The organism is Ruegeria sp. BHSA162, from assembly GCF_059613385.1.
Genome location: NZ_JBXWSK010000078.1, coordinates 1 through 16,304 on the forward strand (window position 1 = coordinate 1; position 16,304 = coordinate 16,304).

General features: G+C 61.9%; 15 protein-coding genes. 13 read left to right on the plus strand and 2 right to left on the minus strand.

Annotated features, from left to right (window positions below; translation table 11 throughout):
* Positions 1-264, minus strand: a 264-nt coding sequence (locus AC2FM5_RS16350) for a substrate-binding domain-containing protein (RefSeq protein ID WP_496736838.1), incomplete at its 3' end; no start/stop codon positions are given.
* 303 nt (positions 265-567) lie between these two features.
* Here AC2FM5_RS16350 and AC2FM5_RS16355 point away from each other — a divergent pair.
* Positions 568-1,230: a L,D-transpeptidase gene (locus AC2FM5_RS16355; RefSeq protein WP_093963303.1), complete on the plus strand. Its 663-nt coding sequence runs from the start codon at positions 568-570 to the stop codon at positions 1,228-1,230.
* A 4-nt stretch (positions 1,231-1,234) separates the two neighbouring features.
* Here the strand turns inward: AC2FM5_RS16355 and AC2FM5_RS16360 are convergent, their stop codons facing one another.
* Positions 1,235-1,507 (minus strand): hypothetical protein, encoded by a 273-nt coding sequence (locus AC2FM5_RS16360; RefSeq protein WP_170341585.1) that lies wholly within the window; start codon positions 1,505-1,507, stop codon positions 1,235-1,237.
* 249 nt (positions 1,508-1,756) lie between these two features.
* Here AC2FM5_RS16360 and AC2FM5_RS16365 point away from each other — a divergent pair, with 249 nt between their 5' ends.
* From AC2FM5_RS16365 to AC2FM5_RS16420, 12 genes are all read left to right on the plus strand, one after another.
* The gene (locus AC2FM5_RS16365; protein WP_496736840.1) at positions 1,757-4,267 is read left to right on the plus strand and encodes a heavy metal translocating P-type ATPase; all 2,511 of its coding nucleotides are present in this window, start codon (positions 1,757-1,759) and stop codon (positions 4,265-4,267) included.
* Positions 4,268-4,280: 13 nt separating this feature from the next.
* Positions 4,281-4,667: a Cu(I)-responsive transcriptional regulator gene (cueR, locus tag AC2FM5_RS16370; RefSeq protein WP_496736842.1), complete on the plus strand. Its 387-nt coding sequence runs from the start codon at positions 4,281-4,283 to the stop codon at positions 4,665-4,667.
* Between the two features lie 177 nt (positions 4,668-4,844).
* Positions 4,845-5,510: a Crp/Fnr family transcriptional regulator gene (locus AC2FM5_RS16375; protein WP_496736844.1), complete on the plus strand. Its 666-nt coding sequence runs from the start codon at positions 4,845-4,847 to the stop codon at positions 5,508-5,510.
* 96 nt (positions 5,511-5,606) lie between these two features.
* Positions 5,607-5,822 carry a YgaP family membrane protein gene (locus AC2FM5_RS16380; RefSeq protein ID WP_170421196.1) on the plus strand — a complete coding sequence of 72 codons (216 nt, stop codon included), beginning with the start codon at positions 5,607-5,609 and terminating at the stop codon, positions 5,820-5,822.
* Position 5,823: 1 nt separating this feature from the next.
* Positions 5,824-6,255, plus strand: a complete 432-nt coding sequence (locus AC2FM5_RS16385; protein ID WP_496736846.1) for a YeeE/YedE family protein — start codon at positions 5,824-5,826, stop codon at positions 6,253-6,255.
* A gap of 4 nt (positions 6,256-6,259) precedes the next feature.
* Complete coding sequence (locus AC2FM5_RS16390; RefSeq protein WP_170365771.1) at positions 6,260-6,697, plus strand: DUF6691 family protein; 438 nt, start codon at positions 6,260-6,262, stop codon at positions 6,695-6,697.
* An 85-nt stretch (positions 6,698-6,782) separates the two neighbouring features.
* Positions 6,783-7,667: an MBL fold metallo-hydrolase gene (locus AC2FM5_RS16395; protein ID WP_170341794.1), complete on the plus strand. Its 885-nt coding sequence runs from the start codon at positions 6,783-6,785 to the stop codon at positions 7,665-7,667.
* A 15-nt stretch (positions 7,668-7,682) separates the two neighbouring features.
* The gene (locus AC2FM5_RS16400; RefSeq protein ID WP_496736849.1) at positions 7,683-9,365 is read left to right on the plus strand and encodes a bifunctional protein tyrosine phosphatase family protein/NAD(P)/FAD-dependent oxidoreductase; all 1,683 of its coding nucleotides are present in this window, start codon (positions 7,683-7,685) and stop codon (positions 9,363-9,365) included.
* Positions 9,366-9,430: 65 nt separating this feature from the next.
* Positions 9,431-11,167 carry a SulP family inorganic anion transporter gene (locus AC2FM5_RS16405; protein ID WP_170435927.1) on the plus strand — a complete coding sequence of 579 codons (1,737 nt, stop codon included), beginning with the start codon at positions 9,431-9,433 and terminating at the stop codon, positions 11,165-11,167.
* Between the two features lie 88 nt (positions 11,168-11,255).
* A complete protein-coding gene (locus AC2FM5_RS16410; RefSeq protein WP_496736850.1) occupies positions 11,256-14,816 on the plus strand; it encodes an AAA family ATPase in 3,561 nt (1,186 codons plus the stop codon).
* A 30-nt stretch (positions 14,817-14,846) separates the two neighbouring features.
* Positions 14,847-15,104 (plus strand): DUF4242 domain-containing protein, encoded by a 258-nt coding sequence (locus tag AC2FM5_RS16415; RefSeq protein ID WP_093963294.1) that lies wholly within the window; start codon positions 14,847-14,849, stop codon positions 15,102-15,104.
* A gap of 105 nt (positions 15,105-15,209) precedes the next feature.
* Positions 15,210-16,304 (plus strand): FAD-binding oxidoreductase (locus AC2FM5_RS16420; protein ID WP_496736852.1); only part of this gene is annotated, 1,095 nt, incomplete at its 3' end.

Sequence of the window (16,304 nt, forward strand, 5' to 3'; positions counted from 1 at the left end):
CTTCATGGCACGCGATGCGCCGGTGATGTCGGCAGTGTTTTCGCCGATGCCTTCGCAGAAGATTTTCATGCCGCCGCCGGTACCGGTCGATTCGACGATGGGCGAAGCAGCGCCCGTGTTGTTGGCGAACTGCTCGGCCACGGCTTGGGTGTACGGAAATACGGTCGACGATCCGACGATACGGATGGCGTCGCGCGCCGAGGCAGCGGACGCGGCGATCGCGGTGATTGCCAGAACCGAAGCGGTCAGTTTGATGGTGGTCATGGTCACTCCTGAGAATCAGCTTTGGCCGCCCCCTGCGGCCTTGTTGAGTGCAGTAGTCCGGGCGTGCGAAGCTTATGTAACGCTTTCGTAACAGTTTTATGACAACCCACCCGGGGCGGTTCAAAAACTCGTCTGATCCAGATGCGCGGCTTTCGGCAGCCGTTTGTGCACGACCTCAAAACACCAGTTGCGACAAGGTTTTGCGTCAAACGAACAAGTGAATGGACTCGGGGTCTGTTTCAGGGAATCGTTTAGTCCGATCTTTTTTCTTGCTGCCACGGCAAGGCGACTGGAGGTGCAGACATGCTGACCAGAAGACATTTTGTTGCGACTTCGCTTGCTGTTTTCTCGCAACCGATTCTTGGCGCGACATCGGCCGAAGCGTCGACCGCATCTCAATGGGCGGCTTGGGACAGGCAGGTGACGCCGGCCAACTATGACCCGGCCACCTCGAACCCTTGGGGGCTGAATCCCCGGTTTCTGCCGCAACGGGTCGAGACCAACCGGTCGCTGGTGCCCGGTGACATTCACGTGGATGCGGTCGCGCGCTACCTGTATTTCATCGAAGAGGGCGGAACCGCGATGCGATACGGCGTGGCGATCGCCCGTGGCAATCTCTACGAACCCGGGACCTATACCATCCGGCGCAAGGCCAAATGGCCGCGTTGGACCCCGACCGCAGACATGATCAAACGCGATCCGCAGGACTATGCGCAGTTTGCCGACGGAATGCCCGGCGGACCCAACAACCCCTTGGGCGCACGCGCTTTCTACCTGTTTCAGGGCAATCGCGACACATATCTGCGCATCCACGGAACACCCTATTCCCGGTCTATCGGCGGGCGGGCAAGCTCAGGCTGTGTACGTATGGTCATGGCCCATATTATTGGCCTGTATGACCGGGTGCAGCCGGGCGCGACGGCTCATCTTTACCCACCCGAAAGATTTGCGACTGCCAGCAGCTGATCCGTCACGCCCGGGCGCAGATCGGGCGGCCATCGGCGGTTCTCAGCGGTAGGTATGTCGTTTCGACCGGGCCCACGTACCGGTACCAGTAACAACCGTCTTCGGGCATGATGCGAACGGCGGTCAGGTCCTGGCCCGGCGCGGCGATCTCGACCACGCCCTCGGGCACTTTGGCAAGGTCACCGGGGGCTTTGTCGCCGGACATCGACGTGGTCTCGGTGCAGGCGGCAATCAGGGACAGCGCGCATAGCCCAATCAATGCTTTCCTCGTTGTCATGCCGCACCTTTCCGATTCCCAAGTGATTCTCTTTGCGTGATACCCTCGCATCCAAGCGATCCCGCTTCAATTCACCAAGGATCCGCCGCCATCCATCGTTGCCCTGTTGCCGACGGAGCACAGCAGCAAACTGCTCTTGCCCTGACGGGATGGTTTGCTTGGTGCGCAGGGATATTCCGCAGAGGGCCTTGACCTTCCACTTGCTGGAACCCTTATGTACAGGGTCGACCGGATAATCGTGGTGACGACATGGCCAATAATTCACATGCCAAATTTCAGGTTCAGGGGATGAGTTGCGCGTCTTGCGTGGCCCGGGTTGAGCGTGCGCTCAGCGCGGTTCCGGGCGTCGACTCGGCTGCCGTAAACCTGGCGAATGAGAGCGTCCAGGTGGATTTCCATGCTCCGGCTGATGTCAAATCCATCGCACAGGCGATGGAGGCGGCGGGCTATCCAGCCGTGACCGAGACCGTCACGCTCAACATCCAAGGCATGAGCTGTGCTTCATGCGTCGGCCGGGTCGAGAAGGCTTTGCTTGCCGGGCAGGGGGTACTGGCGGCGTCGGTCAACCTCGCCTCGGAAAGCGCGACCGTCCAGTTTGCAGCGGGCGCCACGACACCTGAAGCGATTGCTGCCTTGGCCAACGCGGCCGGGTACCCGGCAACACCGCGCAACTCGGCTCAGGCAGCGGCGCAGGATCGAAAAGCTGACGAAATCCGCAAACTGGCACTGCGAACGGGGTTTGCGGCAATCCTGGCCTTGCCGGTTTTCATCCTTGAAATGGGCGCGCATGTCATTCCCGGCATGCATCACCTGATTGCAAGCACCATCGGTCTGCAAGCCAGCCACTACATTCAGTTCGTCTTGACGACACTGGTCCTGTTCGGGCCCGGTCTTCAATTCTACACCAAGGGCTTTCCAGCACTTGCCAAGGGTGCGCCAGACATGAATTCGCTGGTCGCTTTGGGCACGTCGGCGGCTTATGGGTTCTCGCTGATCTCGACCTTTGCGCCCGAAATCCTTCCGACCGGCACGGCCAATGTCTATTACGAGGCGGCCGCGGTCATCGTGGTTCTGATCCTGCTGGGCCGCTTTCTTGAAGCACGCGCCAAAGGCCGAACCGGCGAGGCGATCCGCAAGCTGGTCGGCCTGCAGGCCAAAACCGCGCGGGTCGAACGGGAGAACCGCATCGTCGAACTGCCTATTGATCAGATCGCAGTGGGCGATCTGGTTCACGTGCGGCCCGGCGAAAAGATCCCGGTCGATGGCTCGGTGCTGGGCGGCAGTTCGTATGTTGACGAAAGCATGATCACGGGTGAGCCCGTTCCGGTCGAGAAATCCTCTGACGCAACCGTCGTAGGCGGCACCGTGAACGGTACCGGAGCGTTGACCGTCCGTGCCGAAAAGATCGGAGCGGATACGATGCTGGCGCAGATCATTCAGATGGTCGAACAGGCTCAGGGCGCGAAGCTGCCCATTCAGGGCTTGGTTGACCGTATCACCCTTTGGTTTGTTCCCGCGGTGATCGCGGTGGCGGTCGTGACAGTCCTTGTTTGGTTGCTGTTCGGACCGGACCCGGCACTCAGCATGGCTCTGGTTGCCGGGGTCGCGGTGCTTATCATTGCCTGCCCCTGCGCAATGGGTCTGGCTACGCCGACATCGATCATGGTGGGCACGGGGCGCGCTGCGGAGATGGGCGTTCTGTTCCGCAAGGGCGACGCGCTGCAGATGTTGCAGGAAACCACTGTTGTAGCGGTGGACAAGACCGGCACCCTGACGGAAGGCCGCCCGGAACTGACTGATCTTGTGGTTGCCCAAGGGCTGGATGAGGACACCGTCCTGCGGCTGGTCGCAGCTGTCGAGGCCACTTCGGAACATCCGATCGCCACCGCCATCGTGCGCGCGGCCGAGACACCCGGCCTGAATCTGCCGAAGCCCGAGGATTTCAAGTCGATCACCGGCTATGGGGTTCAAGCGGTCGTCGAAGGGCACAGCATCCTCATCGGCGCCGATCGTCTGATGGAGCGCGAAGGCATCGACATCAGTGCGCTGTCAGATCACGGCGCGTCGCTGGCCGCCAAAGGAAGAACACCGCTCTACGCCGCAATCGACGGAACCGCTGCCGCCGCAATCGCGGTGGCCGACCCGATCAAGCCCAGCACACCGGAGGCCATCGAAGCCTTGCATGCGCTGGGGCTCAAAGTGGCGATGATCACGGGCGACAACAGGGCGACGGCCGATGCCATCGCAGCACAGCTTGGGATCGACACAGTCGTCGCCGAAGTCCTGCCCGAAGGCAAAGTCGCTGCACTGGAAAACCTGCGCGTGAACGGCGGCAAGTTGGCTTTTGTCGGTGATGGGATCAACGACGCTCCGGCGCTGGCGGCCGCGGATGTCGGCATTGCCATCGGCACCGGGACCGACGTTGCGATCGAGGCCGCAGACGTGGTGCTGATGTCGGGCGATCTGATCGGCGTGGTCAACGCCTTCGATATCAGCCAGCGCACCATGCGCAATATCCGGCAGAACCTGTTCTGGGCCTTTGGCTACAACACGCTGCTGATCCCGGTGGCCGCGGGAGTTCTCTATCCCTTTGGCGGACCCTTGCTGTCCCCGGTTTTGGCGGCTGGCGCCATGGCGCTGTCCAGCGTGTTCGTCTTGTCAAACGCATTGCGGCTGCGTTGGGTCAAGGCGGCCCGGCCGCCGAGCGGATCCGACCGCAAACCGCAGACCATTGCACACGCACCCACACCCGCCGAATAGGAAAGGAGCCGCCATGAACATCGGGGACGTCGCCGAACGCTCGGGTTTGCCGGCCAAGACCATCCGGTATTATGAGGATATCGGTTTCATCAAACCCAGACGCTCGACCAATGGATACCGCCATTTCGACGAGAAAGAACTGCACAAGCTGGCGTTCATCGGGCGCGCGCGGTCGCTGGGGTTCACCATCGAAGACTGCCGCTCGCTTCTGGCGCTGTACGAGGACAAGCATCGCGCCAGCGCGGACGTCAAGCGGATCGCCAAACAGAACCTCGAAGAGATCGATGCCAAGATCGAAGGTTTGAAAGCCATGCGCGAAACACTGTCGTACCTGATCCAGGAATGCGCCGGAGATGACCGCCCGGATTGTCCGATCCTCAAGGATCTGGGTCGCGACTGACAGGATAGACCCGAGGCACCTTCGGGCGCTTTCCCTTGATCGCGACCACGGTTCTGTCCTAGGCCATGCGGTAGGTGCACAGGACGCGTTGTTACGAACGTATCGTCTAGGCCGGGCGAAAGACGGCAGAACCGTAATGATCTACGAGGGCTTTGGGCCACCCATGCAAGCAGCCACATGACAATCACTGACTGGACCCAGCGGTTCCACGGAACCAGCCACCTGCCCGATGCGGTACGCGCCCGGTTGCGCGCGGCCGCGCGGATCGTGAAGTTCCCGAACGGGGCCCAGGTGTTCGGGCCCGACAATGTGCCGGACAGCCTCATGTTTCTGTACGAAGGCCGGATCCGCGTTTCACAAAGCTCGGATACGGGGCGCGAAATCGTCTTGTATCGGGTCGAAGCCGGCGAAAGCTGCGTGCTGACCACGGCATGTATGCTGGCCGAAGAGGCCTATAACGCTGAAGGCATTGCTGAAACAGATGTCACCGCGATCGTCCTGCCCAAGCCCGCCTTCGACCGCCTTGCCGCGGAAGAGGACGCGTTTCGCGATTTCGTGTTCCAGGCCTATTCCCGCCGATTGATCGACCTTCTGCGCGTTGTCGATGACGTCGCCTTCGGCCGGATCGATGTCCGGCTGGCGGAACGTCTGCTTGCATTGGCCGATCCCGCGAACGAGGTGCAGGCCACACATCAACAACTGGCCAGCGAACTGGGAACCGCGCGTGAAGTTGTCTCGCGGGTGCTGCACGACTTCCAGAAACGCGAGTTGGTTTCGCAAACCCGGGGCAAGATAACGCTCACCGACACAACGGCTTTGCAAGCTTTGGCCCACAGCACCTGATTTTTCGGGAATCTTTTCGGCTTTCGTGACATTGTCACTGAAGAGACGCTCCTGGCGTCATATATGCCATTCAGAAACCTGAATATGGAGGGCGATATGACCAACAACGTCGGAACGATCGACCGCACGCTGCGCGCGGCTCTTGGGTTGGTCCTGCTGTACCTTGCACTCTTCAGCGGGCTGGCCCTGTTCGCCGCACCCCTTTTCAAATATGGCGCTGTGATCGTCGGCATCATCATGCTGTTGACCGCGACCATGAAATTCTGCCCAGTGTACACGCTTTTGGGCATCAAAACCTGCAGGACCAGATAATATGGAAACCGTATTCACGCCTTTTGCATCCTTTGGCGGCGGCCTGCTGATAGGCTTGGGCGCCGTGTTGTTGATGCTGGGCCTCGGCCGCATCATAGGTGCCACCGGTATCATGTCCGGTCTGGTCTTTCCTGACAGCGGGTCCGAGTTTTCCTGGCGTCTGGCGCTTGTTGCCGGAATGATCGTTGCGCCGGGTCTGATCTACGTGTTGACCGGCTCCATGCCGGCCATCGAGGTACCGATCAGCCCGCTGATGATCGTGGTCGGCGGAGTCATCGTCGGTCTGGGCGCCAGCCTCGGCTCGGGGTGCACCTCGGGTCACGGAGTATGCGGCCTGTCGCGGTTGTCGACCCGGTCCCTGGTTGCCGTTCCGACCTTCATGGTAACTGCCGCCATCACGGTTTTCGTGATCCGCCACGTATTCGGAGGGTGAGGCAATGAAACTGTTCCATACGTTCCTGACCGGCCTTGTCTTCGGCACAGGCATCGCGATCTCGGGCATGATGAACCCGGCCAAGGTGTTGAACTTCTTCGATCTGGCCGGAACCTGGGACCCCAGCCTCGCCTTCGTTATGGGCGGGGCGCTGGTGGTGACATTCATCGGCTATCGCCTGATATGGCGACGCGCCGCGCCGCTTTTTGCGGACCGGTTCCAGATTCCGGGCGCAAAGCAAATCGACATGAAGCTTGTCGGCGGGTCAGCCTTGTTTGGCGTGGGCTGGGGCATCGCAGGATTCTGCCCGGGCGCGGCAATTCCGGCCTTGGGCACCGGACGGTGGGAGGTTCTGCTGTTTCTGGGCGCGGTCGCCGCCGGGCTGGCCCTGGCGCGCATTCTGCAAGGGCAACCATTGATTTCACGTTCGGCCAAGGCCTGAGCGTCAGAGAGGAGGCACGATCATGACCGACCAAAAGGCAATCGACACCCACAACCAGAAAATGGCTGACGCAATCGCGACACCAATTTCCGCATATCCGGTTGATCTGAGCGTCAAACCCAAGGTTCAGGGCTTCTACGACGAGGCCACGGCGACGATCAGCTACATCGTTTCGGACCCGACATCCAACGCCTGCGCGATCATCGACAGCGTGATGGACATCGACTATGCCGCTGGCCGGATCACATTCGAACATGCCGACCTGCTGATCGCCGAGATCGAAAAGCAGGGCCTGAAACTGGAGTGGATCATCGAGACCCACGCCCATGCCGATCACCTGTCGGCGGCGCCCTACATCCAGCAAAAGCTGGGCGGCAAGATCGGCATTGGCGAGAACATCAAGATCGTGCAGGAGGTCTTCGGCAAGATCTTCAACGAAGGCACCGAGTTCCAGCGTGACGGCAGCCAGTTCGATGCACTGTTCACCGATGGCATGACCTACAAGATCGGCAACATGACCGCCTTCACCATGCACACACCGGGCCATACACCGGCCTGCATGGTGCATGTGATGGGCGATGCGGCGTTTGTGGGTGACACGCTGTTCATGCCCGATGGTGGTTCGGCCCGAGCCGACTTTCCGGGCGGAGATGCGGGAACGCTTTATGACTCGATCCAGAAGGTGCTGAGCCTGCCGGACGAAACCCGCCTGTTCATGTGCCACGATTACGGCCCCAACGGCCGCGACATTCGCTGGGAAACCACGGTGGCCGAGGAAAAGGCGCACAACATTCACGTGGGCGGCGGCAAGTCGCGGGACGAGTTCATCAAGATGCGCACCGAGCGTGACGCGACGCTGGCGATGCCGACCCTGATCATCCCGTCGATCCAGGTCAATATCCGGGCGGGTGACATCCCGACCGACAAGGACGGCAACCAGATGCTCAAGGTTCCGGTCAACAAGATCTGACCGCAGGAGACAACAATGGAAATCCGAAAGATTTCGGGCGCACTCTCGGTGTCGCCACAGGTAACGCTTGCCGATATCCCGGCGATCAAGGCCGCGGGCTTCCGCGCCATCATCTGCAATCGCCCCGACGGTGAAGGGTCCGACCAACCGACATTCGAGGAAATCGAGGCCGCTGCAGAAAAGCTTGGCATCGAAGCCCGGTACGTTCCCGTCCAGACTGGCCTGGTTCGGGATGAGGACGCGCAGGCCTTCGGTCAAGCCCTGACCGAACTGCCAGGTCCGATCCTGGCCTATTGCCGGACGGGCACGCGCTCGGCCACGCTTTGGTCGCTGCACGAGGCCGCGCAGGGCCGAGCCTTGCCTGACATCCTGACCTCAACCAAGGCTGCCGGATATGACATGAGCGGCGTGGCCCGCCGCATCGCCAATGGCGGCAAGACGCCCACCGACACCGGCGACGCGTCCTTTGACGTGGTGATCGTGGGCGGCGGGGCAGGGGGCATCGCCACCGCCGCCAGCCTGCATGCGCGCAAATCCGACCTGTCGATTGCCATCATCGACCCGTCGGATGTGCACTATTATCAACCCGGCTGGACCCTGGTGGGCGGCGGCGTGTTCACGCCGGAACAGACGGCCAAGACCATGGGCGCGCTGATCCCGCGCGGGGTCAAATGGATCAAGGCCGCCGTGGCCGCGTTCGAGCCACAGAACAACGCCGTCATTCTGGATGGTTGCCGAGTGGTCAAATACGACCGTCTGGTGGTGACTCCGGGGCTCAAGCTGGACTGGGGTGCGGTCGAAGGGCTGGAGGAAACGCTGGGCCGCAACGGCGTGACCTCGAACTATCGCTATGACCTGGCGCCCTATACCTGGCAGTTGGTCGAAGGGCTGAAGGTGGGACGGGCGCTGTTCACCCAGCCGCCGATGCCGATCAAATGTGCGGGCGCGCCGCAAAAGGCGATGTACCTGTCGGGCGATGCGTGGGTCCGACGCGGGGTTCTGAAGGATATCGACATCCAGTTCATGAATGCGGGCGGGGTGCTGTTCGGGGTCAAGGACTATGTCCCGGCGCTGATGGAGTATGTCAGGAAATACGACGCCACGCTGAACTTCTTCCACAATCTGGTGGCGGTGGACGGGGCGGCGAAAACCGCCACGTTCAAGGTCGCCAAGCCCGACGAGCAGCCCGAGCAGGTGACGGTCGAGTTCGACATAATGCATGTCTGCCCGCCGCAGGTGGCGCCGGACTTCATCCGGGTATCGCCGCTGGCAGATGCGGCGGGTTGGGTCGATGTGGATCAGTCCACGCTGCGCCACAAGAGCTTTGACAACATCTGGTCGCTGGGCGACGTGATGAACGCGCCGAACGCGAAAACCGCGGCCGCTGCCCGCAAGCAGGCGCCGGTGGTGGCCGACAACATCGTGGCCGATATCGAGGGCCGCGGCCCGGTGGCGGCCTATGACGGTTACGGCTCGTGCCCGCTGACGGTGGAACGCGGCAAGATCGTGCTGGCCGAGTTCGGCTATGGCGGTGTCCTGAAGCCCAGCTTCCCTAAGTTCCTGATCGACGGCACCAAACCCAGCCGCGCGGCCTGGGTCCTCAAGGAAAAGCTGCTGCCGCCGGTCTATTGGTCGGCGATGCTGAAGGGCAAGGAATGGATGGCCAAGCCCGAGCCGCTGAACGTGGCGGCCGAATAGGTCGCTAGGGCTTCTTGCCCTGCGCCATCCAACACCCGCCCTGTGCCCTCTTGAACGTGGAACCGATGCACAACCTGTTGCGATACTTGCCAATTCTGGATTGGGGCCGCCGGTATGACCGGGCGGCGCTGTCCAATGACCTGATCGCCGCGGTGATCGTGACGATCATGCTGATCCCACAATCGCTGGCCTATGCGCTGCTGGCGGGGCTGCCGCCCGAGGCGGGTATCTATGCCTCGATCGTGCCGATCATCCTCTATGCGATCTTCGGCACCAGCCGGGCGCTGGCGGTGGGTCCGGTGGCGGTGGTGTCGCTGCTGACCGCATCCGCCGTGGGGCAGGTGGCTGAACAGGGCACCGCCGGCTATGCGGTGGCGGCGCTGACACTGGCCTTTCTGTCGGGCGGGTTCCTGGTGTTGCTGGGTGTGTTCCGGCTGGGCTTTCTGGCCAACTTCCTGTCTCATCCGGTGATCGCGGGTTTCATCACCGCCTCGGGCATTCTGATCGCCACCAGCCAGTTGAAACACATCCTGGGGGTCAGCGCGCATGGCCATACCCTGCCCGAGATGCTGGGCTCTATCTTGGCGCATCTGGACCAGACCAGCGGGATTACGGTGGTAATCGGCGCACTGGCCACGGCCTTCCTGTTCTGGGTGCGCAAGAACCTCAAACCCGCGCTGCGGCGCATGGGCGTACCGCCGCTTTTGGCCGATGTGCTGACCAAGGCCGGGCCTGTGGTGGCGGTAGTGGCAACCACGATGGCGGTCTGGGCCTTCGGGCTGGACGCGCGCGGCGTCAAGATCGTGGGCGAGGTGCCCCAAAGCCTGCCTCCGCTGACCCTGCCGGGGCTGTCCTCGGACCTGATCGGCGCGCTGCTGGTGCCCGCCATCCTGATCTCGATCATCGGCTTCGTCGAAAGCATCTCGGTCGCGCAGACGCTGGCGGCCAAGAAACGTCAGCGCGTCGATCCCGACCAGGAACTGATCGGCCTGGGCGCGGCCAATCTGGGCGCCGCCTTCACCGGGGGCTTTCCGGTCACCGGCGGATTCTCGCGCTCGGTGGTGAACTTCGACGCGGGCGCCGAGACCCCGGCGGCCGGTGCCTTCACCGCCGTTGGGCTGGCGGTTGCCGCACTCTTCCTGACCCCGCTTGTCTATTTCTTGCCCAAGGCGACGCTGGCCGCGACGATCATCGTGGCGGTGCTTAGCCTGGTGGATTTTTCAATCCTCAAAAAGACCTGGGGCTATTCACGGGCCGATTTCACCGCCGTCGCCGCTACAATCGTCCTGACCCTGATGGCCGGCGTCGAAGCGGGTGTTGCCAGCGGCGTGGCAATCTCGATCCTTCTGCATCTTTACAAGACTTCACGTCCACATGTGGCCGAACTGGGGCTGGTGCCGGGCACTCAACACTTCCGCAACATCCTGCGCCACAAGGTCCAGACCGACCCCACGCTGGTCACGTTGCGGGTGGATGAAAGCCTGTATTTCGTGAATGCCCGCTTCCTCGAGGATCTGATCCAGTCGCGCGTGACCGAGGGTTGCGAGATCCGCAACGTGGTACTGATGTTCTCGGCGGTGAACGAGGTCGACTTCTCAGCGCTCGAAAGCCTTGAGGCGATCAACCACCGCCTGCGCGACATGGGTGTCGGGCTGCACCTGAGTGAGGTCAAAGGCCCGGTCATGGACCGCCTGAAGCAGTCGCATTTCCTCGATGAATTGAACGGGCAGGTGTTTCTGTCGCAATATGACGCTTGGCAAAGACTGACCGCGCCTGACCGGATCACGTGGGCCGCGGAATGAGTTCTGATCCCTGAGCCGCGTAATCATGATTATGTAAAGTTTATTCCTCACGCTTGATTGACGAATTGCAACCACGCATGATCCGTCAATGGGGTTCACGGTCAAAACATGGCTGAACGATCTTGGTCTGGGCCAATACGCAGAGACCTTTGCGGAAAATGACGTTGATGCACGCGTATTGCCTCTGCTGACCAATGACGATCTCCGAGAGCTTGGAGTCAGCCTCGGACACCGCAAGGTCATTCTGGCTGCCGCCCGCGTCCTGTCTGATGAACAAACACCCGAGCAGCCAACATCTGACATCGCAGCAGCCGCAGCCGAAATACGGCCCGACACGGATGGGCAACCGTCGCGCGCTCCGGCCGAGCGGCGCCATCTGACGGTCTTTTTTGCCGATCTCGTCGGCTCGACCGAATTGACCAACCGGATCGACCCCGAAGACATGCGGATCCTGTTGCAGCGATACCAGGATTCCGTTGCAGGTGCTGTCAGCCGGTATGGAGGATATGTCGCAAAATACCTTGGCGACGGGCTGTTGGTCTTTTTCGGGTGGCCCCGCGCCTATGAGGATCACGCCATTCGGGCCGTCAAAGCTGGCCTCGAAGCCGTGCGAAGGGTCCGGCAGATGACGACGCCCGACGGAACCCCGCTTGCCGTGCGCATCGGCATCGCCAGCGGCGACGTGGTTGTCGGTGACGCGATCGGTGAAAACTCGTTCGAAGAAGGCGCCATGACCGGACCGGTGTTGAACTTGGCCGCCAGGTTGCAGGAAAAAGCCCCGGCAAACGCCGTCGTCATGCCCCGTGCAGACCTGACAGGGTCGTTGGATGGCGTGTTCGAGGTTTCATCCTTGGGCAGCGTGCCCCTGAAAGGCTTCGATGTCGCCCACGACCTGGTTCAGGTCATGGGTGAGCGCAGCGCCGAAAGCCGGTTCCATGCGGTTCGCGGGGATGGTGCCCACGGGTTACTGATCGGCCGCAGTTTTGAAAAGGGCATCCTTCTGCAATCCTGGAATCACGCGCAGGACGGCAAAGGCGAAGTGGTCCTGCTGTCAGGCGAAGCGGGAATCGGCAAGTCGCGCCTGATCGAGGAGTTTCTGCAGGACGAAAGTGTGGTCCAAAAGGCCGACATCATCAGACTGAACTGCTCACCCTATCTGACCAGCAGCCCGTTTCACCCGGTTGCCGAACGGATTTCTCAGGATGCGGGCGTCGACCCGGATTTTGACGACGACAGGGTGCAGGAGAGTGTTCACGACATGCTGGCCCAGCGGCAAGGACTGGATCTGGACCTTGTTCTACCTGCCTTCGCCGCTTTGGTCGCCCCGCGCAGCACCTTGGCCCAGCAGGTCCTGCAACTGTCGCCCCAGGAACAGCGCGACCTGACGATCCAAGCGCTGATCACCACGGTAAAGGCCCGGGCCGTCCAACGTCCGGTCATCCTGTTTGTCGAGGATGCCCATTGGATCGACGCCTCGACCCACGCGTTGCTGGATCGTTTCAAAGCGTTGTGCGTCGACCTTCCCCTTCTGATCGTGATCACGCATCGCCCCGGCTGGGAAATGCAGAAGACCGAAGGGGACAGCCATGTGCAAACCCTGCATCTGGGGCGGCTTGATGCCGAGCAGGTCGCCCATCTGGTGCAACGTGTCTCGGGACGCGATCCGGATCCGGAATTGGTCGACCTGATTGTCGACAAAACCGACGGCGTGCCGCTTTTTGTCGAGGAACTGACCCGCGCCATACACGAAACCGGCGGGGTCGGTGTGAACGTGCCCTCGTCCCTCAGCGGAGCGTTGATGGCCCGGTTGGACGCCGTATCGCCCGACGCCAAACAAACGGCTCTTGCCGCGTCCGTTATCGGTCGCGAGTTCGAACCGGCTCTGCTTGCCGCGTCGATGCCGGAAGCCCCGGCAGAGCTCGACACTTGTCTGGCTGAGCTGTGTCGCGCTGGACTGGTCTTTGAAAGCGGGCACCACAAAGGGCACTATGTATTCCGCCATGCATTGATCAGGGACACCGCCTATCAGTCCATGCTCAGCAGCACGCGCAAGGCCCAACACGCCAATGTCGCCCGCGCGCTGATGCAGTTGCGGTCGGCCGAGATTGAACGACGCCCCGAGTTGGCCGCCCGGCACCTGACCGAGGCCGAAGACTGGGCTGCCGCCTATGACCGGTGGCGCGCGGCGACAGAAATGGCCCTGTCACGGTCGGCCAGCCAGGAAGCCCTGGCCAATGCGACGGAAACCCTGAAGGCCGCGCAAAAACTCGGCGACGAAAAAAGCCCTCAGACGATCGTTGGAAACCTGCTGCTTGGGCGCAGCTACGACAGCGCAGGCAGGTTGCCGGAAGGAATCGCCAAACTGAAGGAAGCCTCGGACGCCGCCCGGCACTCAGGCCGGACGGACCTTGCTGCCGACGCGGCGCATCATTTCGCCGATTCATGCATGATGGCCGGTCAACGGCACGGCCAGGCGATCAGCCTGTGCTTCGAGGCATTGGACAGCCTGCCGCCGACAGATGAGGTTCGGCGGTGTCGTCTGATGGCCCAGATCGCCCGCGCCTACATGTTCATCGGCGACTTTGCCGAGGGCACCAAATATGGCCAGCAATGCATGGAACTGGCCGCCCGGCTGGGCGATCACAAATCCCGGTTCGCCGTCATGATGACCCGCTTCGGCGCTCCCTTCGTGGCGCGCCAGGGCGAAGATCGGCTGAACTGGCGCAAGAACCTCGAATCCATGCACGAAGTGGCGGAAAAGCTTGGAAACATCGATCAGGGTCGCGATCGTACCCTGAGCCTGTTTGTCGGTGCCGAAATGGCGGACCGCCAGTTGGTCGACACCTCGTTGAAACTGCTGACCGAGATCTCGGACAAGGACAACCACCGACAGCTGTACTGGGTCCAGATCCATGCCCGTGCAATGGTGGCCATCCTGGATGGCGATTTTGAACGCGCCGAGACCTATGCGAGCGAAGCCGTCAAAATCGGGCGGCAGACTCACGGCGCCCATGTCGAGGGTGTCTACGGCGTTCAGATGTTCACCATCCGGCGCGAGCAGGCCCGGTTGCATGAAGTGGCCCCTGTGATCAAGCGGCTCATGTCCGACAGCCCCGGCGAAACCAGCTGGAAACCCGGATTCGGCCTGATAGCCGCCGAACTGGGGTTTCGCGAGCCCGCCGAGCGTATTCTCAATGAGATCGCGGACACCGGTTTTGACCTGCCTCAGGACGCGATGTACTCGACCACGCTGTCCTATCTGGCGGATATCTGCGTCGCGGTCGAGAACACGCACCATGCCCAAACGCTGATCGACAAGCTGCTGCCATACCGGGACCTGACGATCACGGCCGGCGCGACAACCGTCTGCACCGGATCCGCGGCCCGGCGGCTGGGAGCGCTGGCCGCCGCGTTGGGTGATTGGGACACCGCCGACGAGCTGTTCGAAACCGCGATGCAAGTGGACACAGCGATGGCCGCGCCGCCGTGGATCGCCCACAGCCAAGCCGCGCGCGCCTGGGCTCTTCGCCGTCGCGGTCGCGCTCAGGATCTGCGCTCGGCCCTGTCGCTTGAGGCCGAAGCGTTGGCAACTGCCCGGGAATTGGGTATGGTTTCCCTTAGGTCAAAACTTGAAGGATCCGCGTCTTAGACTCCGAGCACATGCGCAGGGGGGTGCATAATGCCAAGGTACATCATCGAACGGAACTTCGCCGAACAGCTTGAGCTTGGCGACGATGACAAGGTAAAGATCAAGGAAATCAACGACGAAGAAGGAATCGAGTGGATTTTCTCGTTCCTGAGCGCGGACAAGCGAAAAACCTATTGTCTATACGAGGCGCCGGACGCGGAAAGCCTGCGCAAGGCGGCAAAGCGTCTGAACATTCCGGCTGACGTCATCACGCCTGTTGATCGGATCGATCCCGGCATCTTCGCCTGACACGACCAAATTTGCATTGCGCGCCCTTCGCTCGAATGGGCCGCACAACCCATTGCCCGAGGCAGCACCGCAGGAAACCTGTCCACCTGATCTGGAGGACTGATCATGTTTGACCTGATAACGCTGAACGGCAGCACCAAATCCGTGGACCAAGACGCGCTGGACGCTTTGGACGCGTCGCTGCGTGGATCCGTCTTTCTTCCCGGCAGCCCCGAATACGATAGTGCCCGCACCACCTGGAACAGCATCGTCGACCGCAAACCCGGCTTTGTGATCCGGGCGCTCGGGGCCAGCGATGTGCAAAAGGCCGTGAATTTCGTGCGCGAGGCAGGGCTGATCATGTCCGTCCGCTCGGGCGGTCACCAGATCGCCGGACATGCGGTAGCCGATGATGCGGTGATGCTGGACCTGTCACGGATGAAATCGGTGCATGTCGACCCGAAGGCGCGCACCGCGCGTGTGGCGCCGGGCGCGGTTCTGGGTGACGTTGACAGAGAGACGCAGGCGCACGGGTTGGTGGTTCCGACGGGCATCAACTCGACCACCGGGATCGCCGGGCTGACACTGGGCGGCGGCTTTGGCTGGACAACGCGCAAGTTCGGCATGACCATCGACAACCTGATCTCGGCCGAGGTTGTTCTGGCCGATGGCTCGATCGTGACCGCGTCGGAAAGCAGCCACTCGGACCTGTTCTGGGCCATTCGCGGCGGTGGCGGCAATTTCGGCGTGGTTACCTCGTTCGAGTTCCACCTGCACCCGCTGGGGCCGCAGGTACTGTCCGGCCTTGTGGTGCATCCGATCGAGCAGGGCCCCGCTCTGCTGCCCGAATACGCGCGGATCGCTGACACTGCGCCTGACGAGTTGACGGTCTGGACGGTGATGCGCAAGGCCCCTCCCCTGCCCTTCCTTCCCGAAGACTGGCACGGGCGCGAGGTGCTAATCTTTGCCGCCTGCTATGCAGGTCCCATCGAAAACGGCGAAGCCGCGATGGAGCCGCTGCGCGCCCTCGGAGACCCGATCGTGGACGTAATCTCGCCGCACGCCTTCGTCGACTGGCAGGCCGCTTTTGACCCCCTGCTGACCCCCGGCGCGCGAAACTATTGGAAAAGCCACGATTTTGATGCCTTGCCCGCGGATGCAATTGCAGGGCTTCTGGACAGTATCTCGACCCTTCCGGACCCGTCCTGCGAGGTGTTCGTT